Origin of the sequence: Sulfuriflexus sp. (assembly GCF_032250955.1) — a bacterium.
Classification (GTDB): Bacteria; Pseudomonadota; Gammaproteobacteria; order AKS1; family AKS1; genus Sulfuriflexus.
The window spans coordinates 20,608-41,921 of the sequence record NZ_JAVVES010000008.1; the positions used below are offsets into that span (position 1 = coordinate 20,608).

Consider the following 21,314-nt stretch of genomic DNA (forward strand, 5'->3'; position numbering starts at 1 on the left):
AGTTCGACCAGCACCGGAGGTGCGCAGAACGCCGCAGGCGGCCCGAAGGGCGAGCGTAGCGAGTAATCTCTCTACCCCGACCAAATTATTGGTCGTTTGTTTTCAGGTTATTGCCGAGAATAAACGTGGTTGCAGTAGAGAGATTTGAACTCCCGACGAAAGTCATAAGGTGAGTTCGACCAGCACCGGAGGTGCGCAGAACGCCGCAGGCGGCCCCGAAGGGGGTGAGGGCAAAGCCCGAATAATCTCTCTACCCCGACCAATTTCTGTTGCACTGGCAAGATACAGGCTGGTCGCACGACAGGCGCTATGAGGCGTATAATTACTGGTCATGCGCCCGTAGCTCATTCGGATAGAGCATCTGCCTTCTAAGCAGAGGGTAGCAGGTTCGAATCCTGCCGGGCGCGCCATTTTTGATGGGGCAGACCCCGGAAGGTCGGCCTGATGAGGAACCTCAACCACGAGGATTCGAACCTGCGTTATATACAGGTGAGGTTCGACAAACCGGTGAAGCCGGTTTGGACAGCGCGAGAAGGTGTCCGCCCGGCAGCGGACAGATGATTTTATGGTGAGCGTAGCTCAGTTGGTAGAGCCCCGGATTGTGATTCCGGTTGTCGTGGGTTCGAGCCCCATCGTTCACCCCATTTTCCGGCCCTGGGATTGATACCAGCCGGTGGCTATGGTTCAATGCGCGACTGCCTTGCGCCATAGGCATGAGTTTCGGGTCGTTAGCTCAGTTGGTAGAGCAGCGGACTCTTAATCCGCGGGTCGACAGTTCGAGCCTGTCACGACCCACCACGAAACCGAAGGGTTGCGGCTTGCCGCAACCCTTTTTTGTATCCAGTCCGGTTTCTTCCCGGGCTGAGCCGGGCGAGAGGTTATGCGCGCCTCCCCGGAGCCTGATATAATGAGGCGATTAAGGTGTCCTGCCGAGGGTATTTTTCGACGGGCCCGGACACAGTACGAGCGGAAGTGGTGAAATTGGTATACACGCCAGATTTAGGTTCTGGTGCCGCGAGGCGTGAGAGTTCGAGTCTCTCCTTCCGCACCAAATTCTTTTTATAATACAAGCCCCTGGCAAAATGATTAAACGCCGGTAAGAGCCGGGTTGAGGATATGACACATGCAGATTTCTGTTGAGAAGCGTGACGGTCTTGAACATCGAATGACTGTCGAATTGCCAGCTGAAGGTTTTGAGCAAACGGTTGAGACTCGCCTGGCAAACCTGGCCCGTACGGTAAAAATGCCCGGCTTCCGTCCCGGCAAGGTGCCGTTGCGTATCGTCAAGCAACAGTACGGTGCGCAGGCACAAAAGGAAGCGCTTGATGAGGCTGTCCAGTCCAGTCTTTACGAAGCCTTCAACAAGGAAAACCTGCGTCCGGCCGGCGCACCGAGTGTTGAGTTCCTGCCGCTTGAAGAGGGCAAAGGCCCGAAATACGCCGTTACCTTTGAAGTCATGCCAGAGGTCGAACTGGCTGACATGAGCGGTGCCAGGATCGAAATCCCCGTAGCGGAAATCACCGAAGCGGACGTTGACAAGACCATCGATCGTATTCGTGAACAACGCCAGGAATGGAAAGAAGTTGAGCGTGCCGCTAAAGACGGTGACCAGGTGATGGTCGATTTTGTCGGCACCAAAGACGGCGTCGCTTTTGAGGGTGGTACCGGCAGCAAGGTCCCGCTGGTGATTGGTTCCGGTCGTTTCATCAGTGACTTTGAAAAGGGCGTAGAAGGTGCCAGCGCCGGTGACGTGCGCAATATTGACGCGACCTTCCCGGAAGATTATGGCAACAAGGAACTGGCCGGCCAGACCGTGCAGTTTGAGATCACCGTTGGTGCGGTTATGGAGTCCGTGCTACCTGAAGTCACCGATGATTTCGTCAAGGAACTCGGTGTTGAAGAAGGTACCGTTGAGGCTTTGCACAGTCAGGTGAAGGAAAACATGGAACGCGAACTGAAATCCGTGACCCGTGAAATCACCAAGACCAACGTCATGGACGCCCTGATTGAAAAGAACAAGATTGACTTGCCGCAGGTCATGGTCAAGGAAGAGATGCAGCGTTTGGCCAGGCAAATGGAGAATATGCTTGCCCAGCAAGGGATACCGATGCCGAAAGACAAGCCAATGGATCCCGAACTCTATCGTGAGCAGGCCGAGCGCCGTGTCACGCTGGGTCTGCTGATGTCGGAACTGGTCAATAAAGAAGGCATTGTTGCCGCTGATGACAAGGTCCGTGAGGCCGTGGAAGAAATTGCCGCGCCCTATGAAGACCCGAAGGAAATCATTGACCATTACTATGGGGATCGGAATCGGCTTGCCGAGGTTCAGGCTGTAGTGATGGAACAAGCCGTGGTAGATTGGATACTGGAACGGGCCGAGACGGTCGAAAACAAGACAACTTTTGAAGAGATAATGCAGAGCCGCAGCTAGCGCTGGCCGGCCTGCTAAAGGAAGGCAGTTCATGACCGATATATATAACAGTGGCCTTGTGCCAATGGTGGTAGAGCAGTCATCACGTGGCGAACGCGCTTATGACATCTATTCCCGGTTGCTCAAGGAACGCGTGATTTTCATGGTAGGGCAGGTTGAAGATCACATGGCTAACCTGATTGTCGCGCAATTGTTGTTTCTTGAATCCGAAAATCCGGACAAGGATATCCATCTGTATATCAACTCGCCGGGTGGTTCGGTGAGTGCCGGTCTGGCTATCTATGACACCATGCAGTTCATCAAGCCGAATGTCAGCACCTTGTGCGTGGGCATGGCGGCGAGTATGGGCGCACTGCTACTGGCCGGTGGTGAAGCCGGCAAGCGCTATTGCCTGCCGCACTCGCGCATGATGATCCATCAGCCCCTGGGTGGTGTTCAGGGCCAGGCCGCGGATATCGAGATTCATGCCCGGGAGATGCTACTGGTCCGTGATCGTCTGAATGATATCCTGGTCAAGCATACCGGCCAGGACATGGAGACTATCCGCCGCGATACCGACCGCGACAATTTCATGAGCGGGGAGATCGCCGTTGAATATGGCCTGATTGACCAGGTTCTGACCAGCCGTGATATGGCCAACGTGACCGAACCGGGTGCCTGAAGAGGCTGAATCAAGACGCGAATAACGCGTAATTTTCAGGTTATTTGCCCTTGAACGGCACAGATTTTGCCTTATATTTACATTATGACGGCCAGGTGACACAGACGCTTGCATATTGATGCAAATCGCTGCATGGTTTAACCTGAAATAACGGAACGCCTGTAATAACAGGTAATTAGAGGTAGCATTATGAGCGACGAGCGGAACAATAACGGTGATGACGGCGAAAAGCTGTTGTATTGCTCGTTTTGCGGCAAGAGTCAGCACGAAGTCCGCAAGCTGATTGCCGGTCCGTCAGTATTCGTCTGTGACGAGTGCGTGGAGCTATGCAACGATATCATCCGTGAAGAGGTCCAGGAGAAGTCAGCGGTTGCCAAGGGCAACAAGCTACCGACCCCCCACGAGATTAACCAGATTCTCGATGAATATGTCATCGGCCAGGAACAGGCGAAGAAGGTCCTGTCTGTGGCGGTATACAATCATTACAAGCGTCTTGAGGTCGGGGCCGCCTCTGCCAACGAAGTCGAACTTTCAAAAAGTAATATTCTACTGATTGGCCCGACCGGTAGCGGTAAGACCTTGCTGGCTGAAACACTGGCGCGTCTGCTGAACGTACCGTTTACGATCGCCGATGCGACGACGTTGACCGAGGCCGGTTATGTCGGTGAAGACGTCGAAAATATCATTCAGAAATTGCTGCAAAAATGTGACTACGATGTTGACAAGGCCCAAACGGGTATTGTTTATATTGACGAAATCGACAAGATTTCACGCAAGTCAGATAACCCGTCTATCACCCGTGATGTGTCGGGTGAGGGTGTGCAGCAGGCCTTGTTGAAGCTTATCGAGGGCACTGTTGCCTCGGTACCACCACAAGGTGGTCGTAAGCATCCGCAACAGGAATTCCTGCAAGTGAACACCGCCAATATCCTGTTCATTTGTGGTGGTGCCTTTGCCGGTCTCGACAAGCTCATCCGTGATCGTTCCGAGAAGGGCGGTATTGGGTTCTCTGCCGAATTGAAGGGCCAGGAAGAAAGCAAGAGCATTGGTGAGACCCTGCATGATGTCGAACCGGAAGATTTGACCCGCTATGGTCTGATTCCGGAATTTGTCGGTCGTCTGCCGGTGGTGGCCACGCTTGAAGAACTCGATGAGGATGCCCTGATACAGATTCTTACCGAGCCAAAGAACGCGATCACCAAGCAATACCAGCGGCTGTTTGATATGGAAAATTGCGAACTGGAATTCCGCGACGATGCCCTGCGCGCTGTCGCACGCAAGGCCATGGAACGCAAGAGTGGCGCTCGAGGTCTGCGCTCCATTCTTGAACATGCACTGCTCGATACAATGTATGACCTGCCGTCCGAGGATGATGTCCAGAAGATCATTGTTGATGACAACGTCATCAAGGGGGAATCCGAACCTCTGAAGATGTACGAGCAAACTGACCACGCTGCATCCTCTGAGTAATAAAAAGACCCCGCCTCTTCGGGGTCTTTATTGTTAAATCCAGTTTACGTTCCGAGTCCGGTCCAGTTAGCTTGAAATATGCCGACAGCATCCATATGTAGGGTGTATAGTGGCCCGCGAGCAAGCGTCTACCGCTAGTACTATTTCAACTTCAGAGGGCATGCCCCTCAAATAGCGAGGCTCCATCATGGAGAACCAAGACAAAGCATCAGAAGTTATTGACGAACAGCTTAGCGTGATCCCGGTATTGCCGCTGCGTGACGTGGTTGTGTATCCACACATGGTAATCCCGCTCTTCGTCGGTCGTGACAAATCCATCAAGGCCCTCGAATCCGCAATGGAGAATGACAAGCAGATCATGCTGGTGGCGCAAAAGAGTGCCACCCAGGATGACCCGCAGGTCGACGATATGTATCGCATCGGCACACTGTCCTCGATCCTGCAATTACTCAAGCTCCCCGACGGAACCGTTAAGGTACTGGTCGAGGGTGCCGAGCGTGCCCGTATCCTGCACTTCCTTGGTAAGGATGAGTACTTCAAGGCCCAGATCACACCATTGAAATCCGAAGAGCTGGAAGAACGTGACAGCGAAGTGCTGGTCCGTTCAGTCATGAACCAGTTTGACCAGTATGTGAAACTGAACAAGAAGGTACCGCCGGAGATCCTTTCGTCGCTGTCCGGTATCGAGGATCCGGCACGCCTGGCCGATACCATTGCCGCGCACATGGCGCTGAAGATCGAAGAGAAACAGGCCGTACTGGAGATCGTCGATCTGCGTGAGCGTCTTGAGCACCTGATGGGCATCATGGAGTCGGAAATCGATATCCTCCAGGTGGAAAAACGCATTCGCGGTCGTGTCAAACGCCAGATGGAAAAGAGCCAGCGTGAGTATTACCTGAATGAGCAAATGAAGGCCATTCAGAAGGAACTCGGTGACCTCGACGAGGTGCCGAATGAAATGGAAGAACTGCAACAGAAAGTAGAAAAGGCAGGACTTTCCAAGGAAGCCAGGGAAAAGGCCGATGCCGAACTGAATAAACTGAAGATGATGTCGCCGATGTCAGCCGAGGCTACCGTGGTCCGGAACTACATCGATGCCCTCACTGGTGTGCCATGGAAGAAACGCAGCAAGGTAAAGAATGACATAGTAGCCGCGCAGAAGGTGCTTGATGAAGACCACTATGGCCTGGAAAAGGTCAAGGAACGCATCCTTGAGTATCTCGCCGTACAACAGCGTGCACGCAAACTGAAAGGCCCAATCCTGTGCCTGGTTGGCCCGCCGGGTGTCGGTAAGACCTCGCTGGGACAGTCCATTGCCCGGGCCACGGGCCGCAAGTTTACGCGTATGGCCCTGGGTGGCGTGCGTGACGAGGCCGAAATCCGCGGTCACCGCCGCACCTATATCGGCGCGATGCCGGGCAAGATTGTGCAGAAACTTACCAAGGTGGGTACCCGCAACCCGTTGTTCCTGCTCGACGAGCTGGACAAGATGTCCATGGATTTCCGTGGCGATCCGGCTTCCGCCCTGCTGGAAGTCCTGGACCCGGAACAAAATCATGCTTTCAATGATCACTATCTGGAAGTTGATTATGACCTCTCGGATATCATGTTTGTGGCGACGGCCAACAGTCTGAACATTCCGGCACCATTGCTGGACCGTATGGAAGTGATCCACTTGTCGGGTTATACGGAAGATGAAAAGCTTAACATCGCCAAGCGTTACCTGGTGCCAAAACAGATCAAGAATAACGGTCTGAAAGAGGATGAGATCCATATCGCTGATGGTGCGTTGCTCGATACAATTCGTTATTACACCCGCGAGGCCGGCGTACGTAATCTCGAGCGCGAGATATCCAAAATCTGCCGCAAGGTAGTCAAGGAAGTCCTGCTCAAGCCGAGTGACAAGAAGGTCAATGTCACGGCCAAGAACCTGGATAAATACCTGGGCGTGAAACGTTTCCGGCATGGACTGGCGGAAGAGCACGATCAGATTGGACAGGTTACCGGCCTGGCCTGGACCGAGGTCGGTGGTGAGTTATTGACCATCGAGGCCGCGGCCATCCCGGGCAAGGGCAAGCCTCTTTATACCGGTCAGCTTGGTGACGTGATGCAGGAGTCGATTCATGCGGCCATGACCGTGGTGCGTACCCGTGCCGAGGCCCTGGGTATCGATCCCGAGTTCTACCAGAAGTACGATTTCCACATCCATGTCCCTGAAGGTGCCACCCCGAAGGATGGTCCGAGTGCCGGTATCGGCATGTGCACCGCGTTGGTATCCGCGCTGACAGGAATTCCGGTTCGTGCTGACGTGGCCATGACCGGAGAAATCACCCTGCGTGGTGAGGTTCTGCCGATTGGCGGTCTGAAGGAAAAACTGCTGGCGGCACATCGTGGCGGGATTACCACTGTTTTAATCCCGGAAGAAAACACGCGTGACCTGGTGGATATTCCGAAAAACATCAAGGACAAGCTCGACATCCGCCCGGTGCGCTGGATTGACCAGGTGCTGGAACTGGCCCTGGTAAGCGTGCCAGAGGCACTGGAAAAGAAGGTCGAGGCGCCTGTCAGCAAGACCAAGGCGATCAGTAAGAACAAGCCGGTGCATCACCACTAAGCTGACAGTTTGTCCTGACGCTGCACCGGAACCCGGCAGGGAGATACTTGTCGGGTTCTATCTTCAAGCGGAAGATTGACTTACTTATGGGCCGATGTTGGGACTCGATATGAAGGTTCTTCGCTAAGCTACTGATGCGAAGGAGTCTCAGGAAATTATTTTTCGCATGGCCTGGATCACGTTTTTCCAGGGCAAAGATTGGCATACTTTACTTGCTTGACAGCCATCAGGGGCTATGGGATAACAAAAGAACTTGCGTTGTTTTCACAGAAGAAAAAACGCAAACTCAAGCCATACAGGCGTTCTTCACAACATAGCCTGATTACAGATAATAAATTACTCATCATAATAGCGGGGATCTACAATGAATAAAGCCGAATTAATCGATGCCGTCGCAGAATCAGCGGATCTTTCCAAAGCATCTGCAGCCCGGGCCCTGGATGCAGCCCTTGACACCATCACAGCCGCCTTGCAAGCCGGCGATCAAGTTACCCTGGTCGGCTTCGGAACTTTTTCCGTACGGCCGCGTGCTGCCCGCACAGGACGTAATCCACGCACCGGTGAAGCCATCGAAATCAAGGCCTCAAATAATCCGGGATTTAAGGCTGGTAAAGCGTTAAAGGATGCCGTAAACTAGCGCGCCTCTCGAGTAGGGTGCTTAGCTCAGCTGGGAGAGCGTCGCCCTTACAAGGCGAATGTCGGGGGTTCGATCCCCTCAGCACCCACCAGTTCGGAGCGGTAGTTCAGTTGGTTAGAATACCGGCCTGTCACGCCGGGGGTCGCGGGTTCGAATCCCGTCCGCTCCGCCATTAATATGGCCTCAAAGGGCGCACCTTTCACAAGGTGCGCCCTTTGTGTTTATATCCTATATAATTATCGACCTTAATTTAAAACGGTACGGGCGGACCCTGAAAATGGTGGTTCTGGCTCGACTAAAAACCTTATTCAGAGTGAGTAACCATGCTGCAGTCAATTCGTGATCGCGCCCAGAGCTGGGTTGCCTGGATCATCGTCGTGTTTATCGTCATTGTGTTCGCCTTGTGGGGCATTCAGGATTATATGGGGGGCGGACAGAAAGTCGATATAGCCGAAGTGGAAGGCATCGCAATCAGTGAGCAGGATTTCCAGCGCCAGTTCCAGGCTTACCGCGAGGAGCAACGCCAGCAGCTGGCCCGTATGCTCGGCGATGATATGGATAACCCCCTCTATAAACAATTACTTAACGAACCGGCGATGCGCAAGCGCGTGCTCGATGGCATGATCCTGAATCGGCTCATGACCGTGGCCGCACTGGATGCCGGCCTGCGCGTCAGTGATGAACATCTCAACGATATTATTCGCAGCATTCCGGCTTTCCAGCGCGATGGCCAGTTTGATGCCGATATCTATGCCCAGCAGCTGCGCTACCAGGGAATGTCGACCAGTAGCTTCAAGAGCCGACTTGAACAGGATGAGATTAATCGTCAGTTGCAGGAGGCTGTCGCCGGCAATATCTTTGTAACCCCGCAACAGGTGGATACGTGGCTGGCACTGCAGAACCAGCAGCGCACACTGAGTGCGCTAACCCTGCGCGCTGAGGATTACCGTCACGAGGCCAGGGTCGATGATGAGCTGATCCGTTCCTATTACGAAGACAATATCGCCCAGTTCATGACTGACGAAGAAGTCAGTATCGAGTATGTTGAATTTTCAAGCGGCAAACTCACAGAGCAGATAGATATATCGGAAGAAACCTTGCGTGAGTGGTATGCCGGACATGTCGAGAACTATGCGGTTGCCGATGAACGTGTCCAGCGCGAAACCCTGTTGGCTATTCGCGAAAGGGCCCAGGCGGGTGAGGATTTTGCCGCCCTGGCAAAAGAATTTTCCGAGGACAAGGCCTCGGCGGAAAACGGCGGCGACATTGGCTGGTTAACCCGGAACGTAATGGAACCAGCGTTTGATAAGGTGCTGTTTTCGATGGAAGAGGGCGAGATTAGCGGGCCGGTACGGACATCTTTTGGCTTACACCTGATCAAGCTCACCGGTATCAAGGCTGAGCAGCGCCGCGCCAGTCATATTCTTCTCAAGGTAGACGAGAAAAAACTGCGCACGCGCAGCTTTGAAGAAGCACGTGAGGAGCTCGAGGCCGACTACCGTGCTCGCCAGGCCGAGCGCCTTTTTGTCGAGCAATATGAATTACTTAATAACCTGAGCTATGAACAGCCGACAACGCTGGAGCCGGTTGCGACAGAACTCAAACTTGAGATCAAGTCGACGGATATGTTCAGCCGCCTCGGTGGCGAGGGTATCGCTGCTAACCCGGCGGTGGTCAGCGCGGCCTTTTCCGAGGATGTGCTAGACGGTAACAACAGTGAACCACTCGAGGTGGCCCAGGATAAAGTCATCGTTCTGCGCATCAAGGAACACAGACCTGCCCAGGCCAGACCACTCGAGGAAGTCAGTAATGTCATCATTGAGCGTCTGCTGAATGAAGCTACCCGGGAAATTGCGCGTGAGCGCGGAGAAGCCTTGCTCGACAAACTCAAGGACGGTATCGCCCGGGAAGACGCGGCCAGTGAGCTCGAGGCTACGTGGACGGCACCAGAATCGATCTCCCGTGACGCCGGCCAGACCCGGCGCGCAGTAGTCAATGCGCTGTTTGCCATGCCGCCCCCGGCCGCCGATCGGCCCAGCTATTCCGGTGTCGTCTTGCCTAACGGCGACTACAGCGTGATCGCTTTCAGTGCAGTCACCGAGTTTGAGCCGGCTAATGTTGACGAGACACAGCGGCAAACCGCCAGGCAACAGCTTGGAGCAAGCATTGCGGAGTCAATGCTGAGCGCCTTGCGGGTGGACCTGCGCCTTGGCGCCGATGTGGAGATCTATCAGAAGAAACTGAACGGAACCGCTGATTAAAAAATAAACAGGCGTTCTCGCTAAAGGGAAGAGGGATGAAACTACACTGGCAGATTCTGATCGCCCTTGTACTGGCCGTGATCGCGGGACTGGCAACGGGCGTGGAGGGGAGCCTGCTGGGCCTGCGTTTCTATGATGTTTATACCTTTATCGGTACCCTGTTTCTCAATGGCCTGAAGATGATCATCGTGCCGCTGGTGGTTTCCTCGATCATTGTCGGGATCGCCGGCATTGGTTCCTCGAGGGCTTTTGGTCGTCTTGGTGGCCGCACCTTGATCTATTACCTCGCGACGACGTTTATTTCTGTGAGCATCGGTCTCCTCGTCGTGAATACCCTGACGCCCGGCATTTATGAAGGTCAGCCACTCAAGGATGTGATCAATCTGACTGCCGATGTCTCGGCGATCGCCGACAAGGTTGAGGGTCGTGGTGCCGGGGATCTGGTTGACGTATTTCTGCGCATGGTGCCGCCAAACGTCGTTGCCGCGGCGGCTAACGGGCAGATGCTGGGGCTGATTTTTTTCAGCCTGCTATTCGGCTTTTTTGTTGCCCGCGTGGGTGAGCCGCATGCCGAGAACCTGTATGGTTTCTGGGCCGGCATCTACGAAGTCATGCTGCAGATCACCCTGTTCATTATGCGTTTTGCGCCGATCGGCGTGTTCGGGCTGGTCGCCGTGGTAATGGCGGATACCGGGGCCTCGGGCTTTCTGGACCTCATGGAGGTACTCGGGCTGTTTTTCTTCAGCGTGCTCCTTGCCCTTGCGCTCCACTTCCTGGTGGTCATGCCGCTCATCCTGCATTTTGTTGCCGGGGTCAATCCCGTGCGCCACTACCGGGCCATGGCACCGGCCTTGCTGACGGCCTTTTCCACGGCCTCGTCTTCGGCGACCTTGCCGCTGACAATCGAGTGCGTGGAGAAGAATGCCGGCGTTTCCAATCGCACCAGCAGCTTTGTACTGCCCCTGGGCTCGACCGTGAACATGGATGGAACGGCGCTCTATGAATGCGTCGCGGCGATGTTTATTGCCCAGGCCTATGGCCTCGATCTGAGTCTCACCCAGCAGTTTGTGATCGTGCTGCTGGCCCTGTTGACCTCGATAGGCGTGGCCGGGGTACCTTCAGCGAGCCTGGTGGCAATTACGATTATCCTTGGTTATATCGGTCTGCCGCTTGAAGGCATTGCGTTGATTTATGTCGTCGACAGGCTTCTCGACATGTGCCGTACGGCCGTGAACGTCTTCAGCGATTCCTGCGGGGCAGTGGTGATTGGGCGCCTGGAAGGGGAAGAGGGGATATTGAAGAATTGATGATTACAGATTGATGATTGATGAATGTTTAAAACCTGTAATGTGCTCTATGCGAACTTTGCGGTTAATTGGTTTTTCAGGAAAGAAGGTCATATTTTGCATCACTGCTGTCCCGTTAATTCCCTCTCCCTTCGGGAGTGGGGTAGGGTGAGGGGATTTAGATTCGATAACATATTGTTTTATTTACTCCCTCATCCTGGCCTTCTCCCAATGGGAGAAGGGATAATGCCGATTAGAGGGTGATGAAATTTCATGTGTTCATGCGCATCAATCAATCTGGTTACCTTATTTCCCCGAAGCTTACCACTTGTCAGGCTTATGTTAACGGGACAGCAGTGATTTTGCATATAGCACTAATCTGACTTACAAACACTGATTTTTAAATCATCAATCATCATTCATCATTCATCATTCATCAATCCTCAACCATCAGTCGCTCTTCGCTGGGGCGGCGAAGTCCATGCCGACAATGTTGTAACCACCATCGACGTAGGATATTTCACCGGTCACGCCCGAGGCCAGATCGGAGCATAGGAAAGCCGCGACATTGCCGACTTCCTCGGTCGTGACGACCCGGCGCATTGGTGCGGTGGCGGCAAACTGGTCGAGCATGCTGCGAAAGCCACTGATCCCCGAGGCCGCCAGGGTGCGGATGGGACCGGCCGAGATGGCGTTGACGCGGATGCCGTCCGGACCCAGGTCCTGGGCCATGTAACGGACATTGGCCTCGAGGCTGGCCTTGGCGAGGCCCATGACATTGTAGTTGGGCACGACGCGCTCGGCGCCGAGGTAGCTCAGGGTCAGCAGGGCGCCATTGCGGCCTTCCATCATGTTGCGCCCGGCCTTGGCCAAGGCGGCGAAACTATAGGAACTGATTTCGTGGGCGGTATTAAAGCCGGCCCGGGTCACGGCATCGAGGTAGCCACCCTCGAGCTGGTCTTTGGGCGCGAAGGCGACCGAATGCACGATAATATCGAGGCCGTCCCAGAAGTTGTCGAGGTGCTCAAACACGGCATCGATCTGCGCATCGTCACTGACATCACAGGCCAGGGTGATGTCAGAATCGAATTCAGCGGCCATTTTCTCGACCCGACCCTTCAGTTTGTCGTTCTGGTAGGTGAAGGCCAGTTCGGCCCCTTCACGATGCATGGCCCTGGCAATGCCGTAGGCAATGGAACGGTTGCTGGCCAGGCCAACGATTAAGGCGCGTTTGCCTTGTAAAAATGACATGTGTGATACCTTTCGTCAGTGAATACGAGCGTGTAGCATTAAGGAACGTTACAGTACCCAAAATTGTCCTTAAGGTGAAGGATAATGTAGCAAACCGGGCCGTGAGCAGGGATAAATCGGAATAGAAATGCCTAATAAAACAGTGAAATGGCGAATCGGTATACTAATGCTTGCGTTCTGGCTTGGCGGCTGCGGCGAGGGCAACTGGAATAATCCTTACCCACAGGCGGATAGTAAGGCAAACGTCCTTTATTCCTCGTTCGAGGAGCGGCCCAAGCATCTCGATCCGGCCGTCTCCTACAGCGCGACCGAATACCAGTTTATTGCCCAGATCTATACCCCGCCCCTGCAATATCACTACCTGAAGCGACCTTATACCCTGATCCCCCTGGCGGCGGCAAAGATGCCCCGCGTACGCTATCTGGACGAGCGTGAGCAGACCTTACCGGCGACGGCCGAGTCTGCCGAGATAGCCTTTAGTGAATACATTATTGAGATCCGCCCGGGCATGCGTTACCAGCCGCACCCGGCCTTCGCCCGTGACGAGCAGGGTCGTTTTCTTTACCATGCGCTCAGCGAGCAGCAGCTGGATGCTATCTATACGCTGGCCGACTTTGCGCAGACCGGTACGCGTGAACTGGTCGCCGAGGATTTCGTCTATCAGATCAAGCGCCTGGCTCACCCCGGCCTGCATTCGCCGATTTTCGGCGTCATGTCAGATTATATCGTTGGCCTGCCGGAGTATGCGAAGACTCTGAAACAGGCTCGTGAGCGCGAGACCGCAGGTCTTGAGAACAAGAAGGATTATTACCTGGACCTGAAGCAGTATCCACTCGCCGGTGTGAGTGTGCTGGACCGCTACCGTTATCGTATCCGCATCAAGGGCAAATATCCGCAACTGGTCTACTGGCTGAGCATGCCCTTTTTTGCGCCGCTGCCGGTCGAGGCCGATCGGTTTTATTCACAGGCCGGCCTGGTTGAGCGCAATATCAGCCTCGACTGGTATCCGGTGGGGACCGGCCCCTACATGCTCACGGTCAATAACCCCAATCTAGAGATGGTGCTCGAGCGTAACCCGTATTTCGATGGTGAGGTGTATCCGGGTGAGGGCGAACCCGGTGATGCCGAGGCCGGCTTGCTGGTGGATGCGGGGGCCCCGCTACCGTTTATCGACAAGGTGGTCTACCGCCTCGAACGCGAAACGATTCCTTACTGGAGCAAATTCCTGCAGGGCTACTACGACAGTTCCGGTATCAGTTCGGACAGTTTCGATGAGGCAGTCAGTATCACCACGCAGGGCGAGCCGACCCTGACCGAGGAAATGGAGGCGATGGGTATCCAGCTACAGACGGCGGTCACCACCTCGACCTTTTACACCGGCTTCAACATGCTCGACCCGGTGGTTGGGGGCGACTCGCAGCGAGCACGGCTGTTGCGCCGCGCCATCGCGATCGCCACCGACTACGAAGAATTTATTTCCATTTTCAATAATGGCCGTGGTCTTGCGGCACAAGGGCCGTTACCGCCGGGCCTGTTCGGTTATCGTGAAGGCAAGGCGGGGATAAACCCGTACGTGTATGACTGGGTGAATGGACGCCCGAAGCGTAAATCCATCGAGGAGGCACGCCGGTTGCTGGCCCGGGCGGGCTACCCGAATGGCATTGATAGAGAAAGCGGTGAGGCGCTGGTGATCAATCTCGATACCGCAGCCAGCGGCCCGGATGCGAAGGCGCGTCTCGACTGGTGGCGAAAACAGTTCCGGAAACTGAATATTGACCTGGTCATCCGCAGTACGGATTACAATCGCTTTCAGGACAAGATGCGCAACGGTACGGCCCAGATCTTCCAATGGGGCTGGAATGCCGACTACCCGGATCCGGAAAACTTTATGTTTCTGTTGTATGGGCCAAACAGCAAGGTTGGCAAGAGCGGCGAGAATGCGGCCAATTACGATAATGCCGAGTTCAATGCCTTGTTCGACAGGATGAAAAACATGGACAATGGTCCGGCAAGACAAGCGATCATTGACGCGATGGTTGACATCGCGCGGCGTGACGGCCCATGGTTATGGGGCCTGCACCCGAAGGCATTCAGTCTGCATCATGCCTGGTACAAGAACAGCAAGCCTAACCTGATGGCGAACAATACACTGAAATACAAGCGCATCGAACCGGAGCTGCGCGCGAAACAACGCATGACCTGGAACAAGCCGGTTACCTGGCCGCTATGGACCATGTTACTTGTCTTTGTGGCGCTCATTCTGCCCGGCATCATCAGTTACCGGCGCAAGGAACACGGCATCGGGGGGAGTGGCTGATGCTGGCATATATCATTCGCCGTATCCTGTATGCGATCCCCATTCTCATTGGTGTAAATCTGCTGACCTTTGTGCTGTTTTTTGTCGTCAACACACCCGAGAACATGGCGCGCGTTAATCTCGGCGTCAAGCATGTCACGCCAGCGGCAATCGAGAAGTGGAAGACCGAACATGGTTATGACAGGCCCTTGCTCTATAACAGGCAGGCAGCGGGCACGGCGAGCCTGACCGACACCATCTTTTATGAAAAGTCGGTACGCCTGTTCGTGTTCGATTTTGGCAAGGCCGACGACGGCCGCGATATTGGTTATGACATCTCGCAACGTATGTGGCCAAGCCTGGCCATCGCGCTGCCGATGTTCCTGGTCGGCCTGCTGGTGAATATCACCCTGTCGATGTTGCTGGCCTTTTTCCGCGGCACCTATATTGACATGAGTGGTGTGATCCTCGGCGTGATCCTGATGTCGGTCTCCACCCTTTTTTATATCATCGGTGGTCAGTATCTCATTGGCAAGCTCTGGCACCTGGTGCCGATCTCCGGCTACAGCGTTGAGTGGCCGACAGCGATCAAGTTCCTTGTTCTGCCGGTGGTGATTGGCGTCATCGGGGGTATCGGCAGTGGTACCCGCTGGTATCGCACCATCTTCCTGGAAGAGATCAATAAGGACTATGTGCGCACAGCCCGTGCCAAGGGCCTTTCCGAGTTGCGCGTGTTATTCCGGCATGTCTTGAAGAATGCCATGATCCCGATCCTGACCGGTGTCGTGGTAGTGATTCCGTTACTGTTCATGGGCAGTCTGTTGACCGAGTCCTTTTTCGGTATCCCGGGGCTTGGGAGTTACACCATTGATGCTATCCTCGCCCAGGATTTCTCGATTGTGAAGGCCATGGTTTTTCTTGGCTCGGTGCTTTATATCATTGGCTTGATCCTCACGGATATCTCCTACACGCTGGTCGACCCACGGATAAGGCTGAACTGATATGAACAAGGCCTTTGACTACCACTGGTGGGACATTGACCTGGTAATTCTCTGGACTGATGCCCTCATTTATATTCTTGTTGCTGCAGTCAGTATTTTTGTTATCTATGCCCGCCGGCATGAACACCTGCGCGCACCCTGGCGACAGATCTTGCAACGTCGCCTGGCGATGAGTTCGCTACTCATTCTGATGGCCTTCGTGGTTATCGGCTTGCTCGACTCGTTGCATTTCAAGGTGCCCGAGGCCCAGCGTGATGACGGACGTTTTCAGTATTCAACAGAGGTCTATAGCCTGTTTGACCGACTGGCGCTGCCGCTGAGAAATCGTACCGAGAAGACTTATTCAGAGCCGTTTGCCTACCGGTTGTATGCAAAGGAGAGTATTGAACTGGCCGATGGCACTATCCGCCGGGATTACCCCCGCCTGCAATATGGTGCTGCGCACCTCGACGACCCTGAAAGGCAGCGGGCGGCTGACATAAAGCAACGTAGCCTGGTAGTCCTGGCGAAGGCTATGCTCGCCGCCCTGATCATTGTCATCATCCTGGGAAGCTGGCAAGCACGACGCAACAAGACAACCTTTATGACCAGCCTGCGGCATATGTTAACCGGGCAGACCAATTGGCCATGGCGCTCGGTAGTGGCCACGCTGTTTTTTATTTTTTTGTTAATCATATTCAGTATTGAACTCGGCAGCCATTATCATATTCTCGGCACCGACAAGGTGGGGCAGGATGTCCTCTATCTTGCCTTGAAGAGTATTCGCACCGGTCTTGTGATCGGCACGCTGACAACGCTGGTCATGCTGCCGTTTGCCATCCTGCTCGGCATCATGGCTGGCTATTTTCGGGGCTGGGTCGATGATGTCATCCAGTATCTGTATACAACCCTGAGTTCCATTCCCGGCGTGTTATTGATTGCCGCGGCCATCCTGGTTATGCAGGTGTATATCGAGAATAACCCGCAACAGTTTGCCACCGTGCTGCAACGCGCCGATGCGCGCCTGCTGTTTCTGTGCATGATCCTTGGTATTACCAGCTGGACCTCACTGTGCCGCCTGCTGCGCGGCGAGGCACTTAAGCTACGCGAGGCGGATTATATCCAGGCCGCGCAGGCCTTTGGTGTCCGCAGTATCAGGATCATCTCGCGTCACCTGTTGCCGAATGTCATGCATATTGTCCTGATCGTGATCGTGCTCGATTTCAGTGGCCTGGTGCTGGCCGAGGCCGTGCTGGCCTATGTCGGTGTAGGCGTCGATCCATCCATGAACAGCTGGGGTAATATGATCAACAGTGCGCGTCTCGAGATGGCGCGCGAACCGATTGTCTGGTGGTCCCTGCTGGCGGCCTTCATGTTCATGTTCATGCTGGTGCTGGCGGCAAACCTGTTTGCCGATGCCGTGCGTGATGCTTTTGATCCAAGATTGAGAAGTAGCTAAATATGAGTTGGGAACGCAAAGAACGCCAAGGCGCAAAGGACGCAGAGCAAAGTGATTGATATTATCTATGATAACTTATAAGCATAAACATGTAGGTTTTGATTTTATTATTCTTTGCGCACTCTGCGTCTCTGCGAACTTTGCGTTCATTTCAGGAATTAATCCATGACGGATACGTTATTACAAATAAGGGATTTGAAAACGTGGTTTGATACCCCGCGTGGTACGGTGCGCGCGGTCGATGGTGTCAGTTTTGATATCCGGCATGGTGAGACCTTTGCCCTGCTGGGTGAATCCGGTTGTGGCAAATCGATAACTGCTCTGTCGATTATGCAACTCGTACCCGCGCCGGCCGGGCGTATTGCCGGCGGTAATATTAATCTCGACGGTAAAGAGCTGCTGCAATACTCCGAGGTGCAGATGCGGCAGGTACGTGGCAGTCGTATCGCCATGATCTTCCAGGAGCCGCAGACTTCCCTGAACCCGGTACTGACGGTCGGTGACCAGGTTCGCGAAACCATCTATCAACATACACGCCTGCGAAATAGCGCCGCGCATCAGCGTGTGCTCGAATTGCTCAATGCCGTGGGCATCCCTGATCCTGCGCGCCGCTACGGTGAATACCCGCATCAGCTTTCCGGCGGCATGAAACAGCGCATCATGATCGCGATCGCGCTGGCCGCCGAGCCGGATGTCCTGATTGCTGATGAGCCGACGACGGCGCTGGATGTAACAATACAGGCGCAGGTGCTGGAACTGCTGAAAAAGCTGCAGCAGGAAACCGGCATGGCGATCCTGTTGATCACTCACGATCTCGGTGTGGTCGCCGGCATGGCGGATCGCGTTGCGGTGATGTATGCGGGACAAATCGTCGAACAGGCCAGCCGCGAGGATTTCTTTGCCCATCCGCGTCACCCGTATTCGGAAAAACTGTTCGCCTCGTTGCCGGGCGATATGAAGCGCGGCCAGCCACTCGCCGTCATCCGCGGCAGCGTGCCACCTCTTTATCAAACCTTCAGTGGTTGTCGTTTCGTTGAGCGCTGTGATTATGCCTGGGAGGCCTGTCATAATACGCCGCCACGCTGGCAGGAGAGTGGTATCCGCTGTCACCGCTACGATGAGACGATTGCCGGTGCCACCGGGGCCCGGGCGACTACAGCAGCCAGCCCGCCGCTGATGGTTACGTCCTCGACCGGGGAGCCGCTGCTGCAGCTCAAGGAACTAAAGATTCATTTCCCTGTGCACAAGGGGCTGCTGCGCCGGGTCAGCGGCTATGTAAAGGCCGTCGATGGCCTGTCGCTGAGCATCCAGCGCGGCCATACGCTGGCACTGGTGGGTGAGTCCGGCTGTGGCAAGACTACCGCGGGCAAGGGTCTGTTGCGATTGCTGCCGGTTACAGGAGGCAGTGTTGAATACGAGGGGCACGATCTGGCCAGGCTGAATGCCGGTGCGCTGCGGAAATTACGCAGTGATCTGCAGATTATCTTCCAGGACCCGTATGCCTCGATGAACCCGCGCATGCTGGTTGGTGACATCATCGCTGAGGGCATGGTCGCCCAGGGCATGGTTGCCGGACGCGAACAACGCGAGCAACGCGTGTGTGAATTACTGGCCAGGGTCGGCTTGCCGGCGGGCAGTACGCAGCGTTACCCGCATGAGTTTTCCGGTGGACAGCGGCAGCGTATCTGCATTGCCCGGGCACTGGCTGTCGAGCCGAAGTTAATTGTCTGTGATGAGCCCACCAGCGCACTGGATGTTTCCGTGCAGGCGCAGATACTGAACCTGTTGCAGCAGTTGCAGGCCGAGATGGGCCTGTCTTACCTGTTTATCACGCATAATATCTCCGTGGTCGAATATCTCGCCCACGACGTCGCGGTTATGTACCTTGGCCGTATTGTCGAGCAGGGCAGTGTCGAGGAAGTTCTGCATAGCCCGAAACACCCATATACGCAGGCATTATTATCCGCAGTGCCGACGATCAACGCGGATGAACAGCGCGAAGTCATCCGTCTCGAGGGTGATATGCCCTCACCGCTGAATCCGCCTTCGGGTTGTCACTTTCACCCGCGGTGTCCACAGGCCTTCGCCATTTGCCGGGAGCAATATCCAAAGACAACAAGCCTGGGGCGGACACATAGGGTCAAATGTCACTTGTATGATAGCGAAAAGGCCTGAACCCTTCATCCTGTAACGCAATGAATTCATGCGGCAAGATGCTCGGTATGTCACTGCCAGCCAGCCAGCTGATATCTTGATTGAAACACCGGATACGAAACTGATCGCGTGGGATAAGCTGCCCGGTCTGGTTATTATTATGTCGTGTGCTTTTGATGCGTAGCGCGTATGCTGGGCGCTTTTCCCCCTTCTCCGGGGCAGGTCGAGGTACGTAATGGAAGGTATAAGTGACATCAAGATAAGCGGCATTGACGAGACCCGCCCGCCCCGGATCCGCAAAGAGCCATACATCAACCTCTTTTTCAAACTCATCCACCAGGCGCCGAAGGACTGGTGCGAAGACTTCAATCGACTCGTGTTGAAAGGGGAATATCCTATCAAGATTGACCCCTCTAAGGGGCTGTGTATCGAAACCTGGGTGCGCAAGCCCGAAGAGATAGAAAAGGCACTGGAAGGTCTGAAGGTGGCGGTCGATAGCTGTAACAATGCATACATTGCCCGTATTCAGGCTATGGCAAACACCGCCGCTGATGTGGGTGACAACTCAGAGGAATCGGGGGAACAGGGGAACCTGAACCGGATTGTTGCCGGTTTGAATTTCGAGGACTGAAATATCACCCGAATAAGTGATGAGCACTATTGTCCATGCGTAGCCTGATTACGCATACTCTGTTTGTCGGCCGCAGGCAATATGTACACGGAAAGTACATTGTAACCCTGCTGCCTGTCCCTTACCCAAAGCACGCAGGAGCGGCAAGTTAATGGCCAAATGGATCATGTTGCTGGGCGTTACCTTGCTCGTCATAGGGGCAATCATGAGTTATGCCCCCTGGTTGGCCAGCTGGTTTGGAAAATTGCCCGGTGATATCCGGATCGAGACGGAAAAGGGCATTATTTTCATTCCCATTACCTCGATGGTGATTGTCAGCATCGTGCTGACCTTGCTGGTGAACCTGTTCAGGCGTTGATGCCGGAACCGGCAACACACTGGATGGTCGTGATTCGTCGTGACACGGCCAGGTCACCCGGGTTTGCAGATAAGGCACAATCCCCACATCGCTATAACCGCGTTTTTTCATTGTGGTGTTACTGCTACACTTTGCACACGTAAGGCTGATGGGTGTTCGGTAACAGGCTGACATCAGCATTATCCGTTCAGAAGAAGGGCAGACAATGAAGATATGGGTAGACGCGGATGCGTGTCCGGTGGTAATCAAGGAAATCCTGTTTCGGGCCGCTACGCGTACCAGGGTGCTGGTGACACTGGTCGCCAACCAGCCCATCCGCACACCACCCTCGCGCCACATCAAGACCGTACAGGTACCGCTAGGTTTTGATGTCGCTGATGATGAAATCGTCAAGCGACTGGATGCCGGTGACCTTGTCATTACCAGCGATATTCCACTGGCGGCAGAGGTGATTGAGAAAGGCGGCTACGTACTTAGCCCGCGTGGTGAAATGTATTCCGCTGAGAACATTCGTGACCGGCTCAATATGCGGGACTTTATGGATAGCCTGCGTTCCAGTGGAATAGACACCGGTGGCCCATCAGTGATGAGCCAGGGCGATCGGCAGGCCTTTGCCAACCACCTGGATCAATTCCTGACCAGGTACGCATAATCAAACACTCGCTCCGGGGAACAGGTTATGAAACTGGAAGACGAAGCCGTGACGCTATCTTTAATGGGATAAGAAGGCTCTGACAGAGCCCAAATCCGGTCGGCCGTGTTTGAGCGTATATTTACGTAAGCCAAGGATAACTAATTGATCTATAAAATATTAATTGTCCAGAC

General features: G+C 54.5%; 15 protein-coding genes and 6 tRNA genes. 20 read left to right on the top strand and 1 reads right to left on the bottom strand.

Annotation, left to right across the window (positions count from 1 at the left end):
• Positions 1 to 333 precede the first annotated feature (333 nt).
• From RQ738_RS02305 to RQ738_RS02365, 13 genes are all read left to right on the top strand, one after another.
• Positions 334 to 410 (top strand) — tRNA-Arg (locus tag RQ738_RS02305).
• Positions 411 to 568: 158 nt separating this feature from the next.
• Positions 569 to 644 (top strand) — tRNA-His (locus RQ738_RS02310).
• Positions 645 to 722: 78 nt separating this feature from the next.
• A tRNA-Lys gene (locus RQ738_RS02315) sits at positions 723 to 798 on the top strand.
• Positions 799 to 966: 168 nt separating this feature from the next.
• Positions 967 to 1,051 (top strand) — tRNA-Leu (locus tag RQ738_RS02320).
• A 72-nt stretch (positions 1,052 to 1,123) separates the two neighbouring features.
• Positions 1,124 to 2,431: a trigger factor gene (gene tig / locus RQ738_RS02325; protein ID WP_314161770.1), complete on the top strand. Its 1,308-nt coding sequence runs from the start codon at positions 1,124 to 1,126 to the stop codon at positions 2,429 to 2,431.
• Between the two features lie 31 nt (positions 2,432 to 2,462).
• Positions 2,463 to 3,092 (top strand): ATP-dependent Clp endopeptidase proteolytic subunit ClpP, encoded by a 630-nt coding sequence (gene clpP / locus RQ738_RS02330; RefSeq protein WP_314161771.1) that lies wholly within the window; start codon positions 2,463 to 2,465, stop codon positions 3,090 to 3,092.
• Positions 3,093 to 3,281: 189 nt separating this feature from the next.
• Positions 3,282 to 4,562, top strand: coding sequence for an ATP-dependent Clp protease ATP-binding subunit ClpX (gene clpX / locus RQ738_RS02335; RefSeq protein ID WP_314161772.1), 1,281 nt, complete (start codon positions 3,282 to 3,284; stop codon positions 4,560 to 4,562).
• Between the two features lie 187 nt (positions 4,563 to 4,749).
• Positions 4,750 to 7,176 (top strand): endopeptidase La, encoded by a 2,427-nt coding sequence (gene lon, locus RQ738_RS02340; RefSeq protein WP_314161773.1) that lies wholly within the window; start codon positions 4,750 to 4,752, stop codon positions 7,174 to 7,176.
• Between the two features lie 364 nt (positions 7,177 to 7,540).
• Positions 7,541 to 7,813 carry an HU family DNA-binding protein gene (locus tag RQ738_RS02345; RefSeq protein WP_314161774.1) on the top strand — a complete coding sequence of 91 codons (273 nt, stop codon included), beginning with the start codon at positions 7,541 to 7,543 and terminating at the stop codon, positions 7,811 to 7,813.
• Positions 7,814 to 7,828: 15 nt separating this feature from the next.
• Positions 7,829 to 7,904 (top strand) — tRNA-Val (locus RQ738_RS02350).
• A gap of 4 nt (positions 7,905 to 7,908) precedes the next feature.
• Positions 7,909 to 7,985, top strand: a tRNA-Asp gene (locus RQ738_RS02355).
• Positions 7,986 to 8,136: 151 nt separating this feature from the next.
• Positions 8,137 to 10,074 carry a SurA N-terminal domain-containing protein gene (locus tag RQ738_RS02360; RefSeq protein ID WP_314161775.1) on the top strand — a complete coding sequence of 646 codons (1,938 nt, stop codon included), beginning with the start codon at positions 8,137 to 8,139 and terminating at the stop codon, positions 10,072 to 10,074.
• Between the two features lie 35 nt (positions 10,075 to 10,109).
• Positions 10,110 to 11,381: a dicarboxylate/amino acid:cation symporter gene (locus RQ738_RS02365; protein WP_314161776.1), complete on the top strand. Its 1,272-nt coding sequence runs from the start codon at positions 10,110 to 10,112 to the stop codon at positions 11,379 to 11,381.
• Between the two features lie 429 nt (positions 11,382 to 11,810).
• Here RQ738_RS02365 and RQ738_RS02370 read toward each other — a convergent pair whose 3' ends face one another.
• Complete coding sequence (locus RQ738_RS02370) at positions 11,811 to 12,611, bottom strand: enoyl-ACP reductase (RefSeq protein ID WP_314161777.1); 801 nt, start codon at positions 12,609 to 12,611, stop codon at positions 11,811 to 11,813.
• A gap of 166 nt (positions 12,612 to 12,777) precedes the next feature.
• Here RQ738_RS02370 and RQ738_RS02375 point away from each other — a divergent pair, with 166 nt between their 5' ends.
• The 7 genes from RQ738_RS02375 (at position 12,778) to RQ738_RS02405 (ending at position 21,141) form a co-directional block, all read left to right on the top strand.
• Entirely contained in the window at positions 12,778 to 14,928 is a 2,151-nt protein-coding gene (locus RQ738_RS02375; protein ID WP_314161778.1) for an ABC transporter substrate-binding protein, read from the top strand.
• Complete coding sequence (locus tag RQ738_RS02380) at positions 14,928 to 15,908, top strand: ABC transporter permease (protein WP_314161779.1); 981 nt, start codon at positions 14,928 to 14,930, stop codon at positions 15,906 to 15,908. Before RQ738_RS02375 ends, RQ738_RS02380 begins: the two co-directional genes overlap by 1 nt.
• A 1-nt stretch (position 15,909) precedes the next feature.
• The gene (locus tag RQ738_RS02385; protein ID WP_314161780.1) at positions 15,910 to 17,346 is read left to right on the top strand and encodes an ABC transporter permease; all 1,437 of its coding nucleotides are present in this window, start codon (positions 15,910 to 15,912) and stop codon (positions 17,344 to 17,346) included.
• Between the two features lie 165 nt (positions 17,347 to 17,511).
• Positions 17,512 to 19,521: an ABC transporter ATP-binding protein gene (locus tag RQ738_RS02390; RefSeq protein WP_314161781.1), complete on the top strand. Its 2,010-nt coding sequence runs from the start codon at positions 17,512 to 17,514 to the stop codon at positions 19,519 to 19,521.
• 214 nt (positions 19,522 to 19,735) lie between these two features.
• On the top strand, positions 19,736 to 20,131 hold the full coding sequence (locus RQ738_RS02395; RefSeq protein ID WP_314161782.1) for a hypothetical protein: 396 nt from the start codon (positions 19,736 to 19,738) through the stop codon (positions 20,129 to 20,131).
• Between the two features lie 151 nt (positions 20,132 to 20,282).
• Positions 20,283 to 20,489: a DUF2905 domain-containing protein gene (locus RQ738_RS02400; protein WP_314161783.1), complete on the top strand. Its 207-nt coding sequence runs from the start codon at positions 20,283 to 20,285 to the stop codon at positions 20,487 to 20,489.
• Positions 20,490 to 20,694: 205 nt separating this feature from the next.
• Positions 20,695 to 21,141, top strand: coding sequence for a YaiI/YqxD family protein (locus tag RQ738_RS02405; protein ID WP_314161784.1), 447 nt, complete (start codon positions 20,695 to 20,697; stop codon positions 21,139 to 21,141).
• Positions 21,142 to 21,314 lie beyond the last annotated feature (173 nt).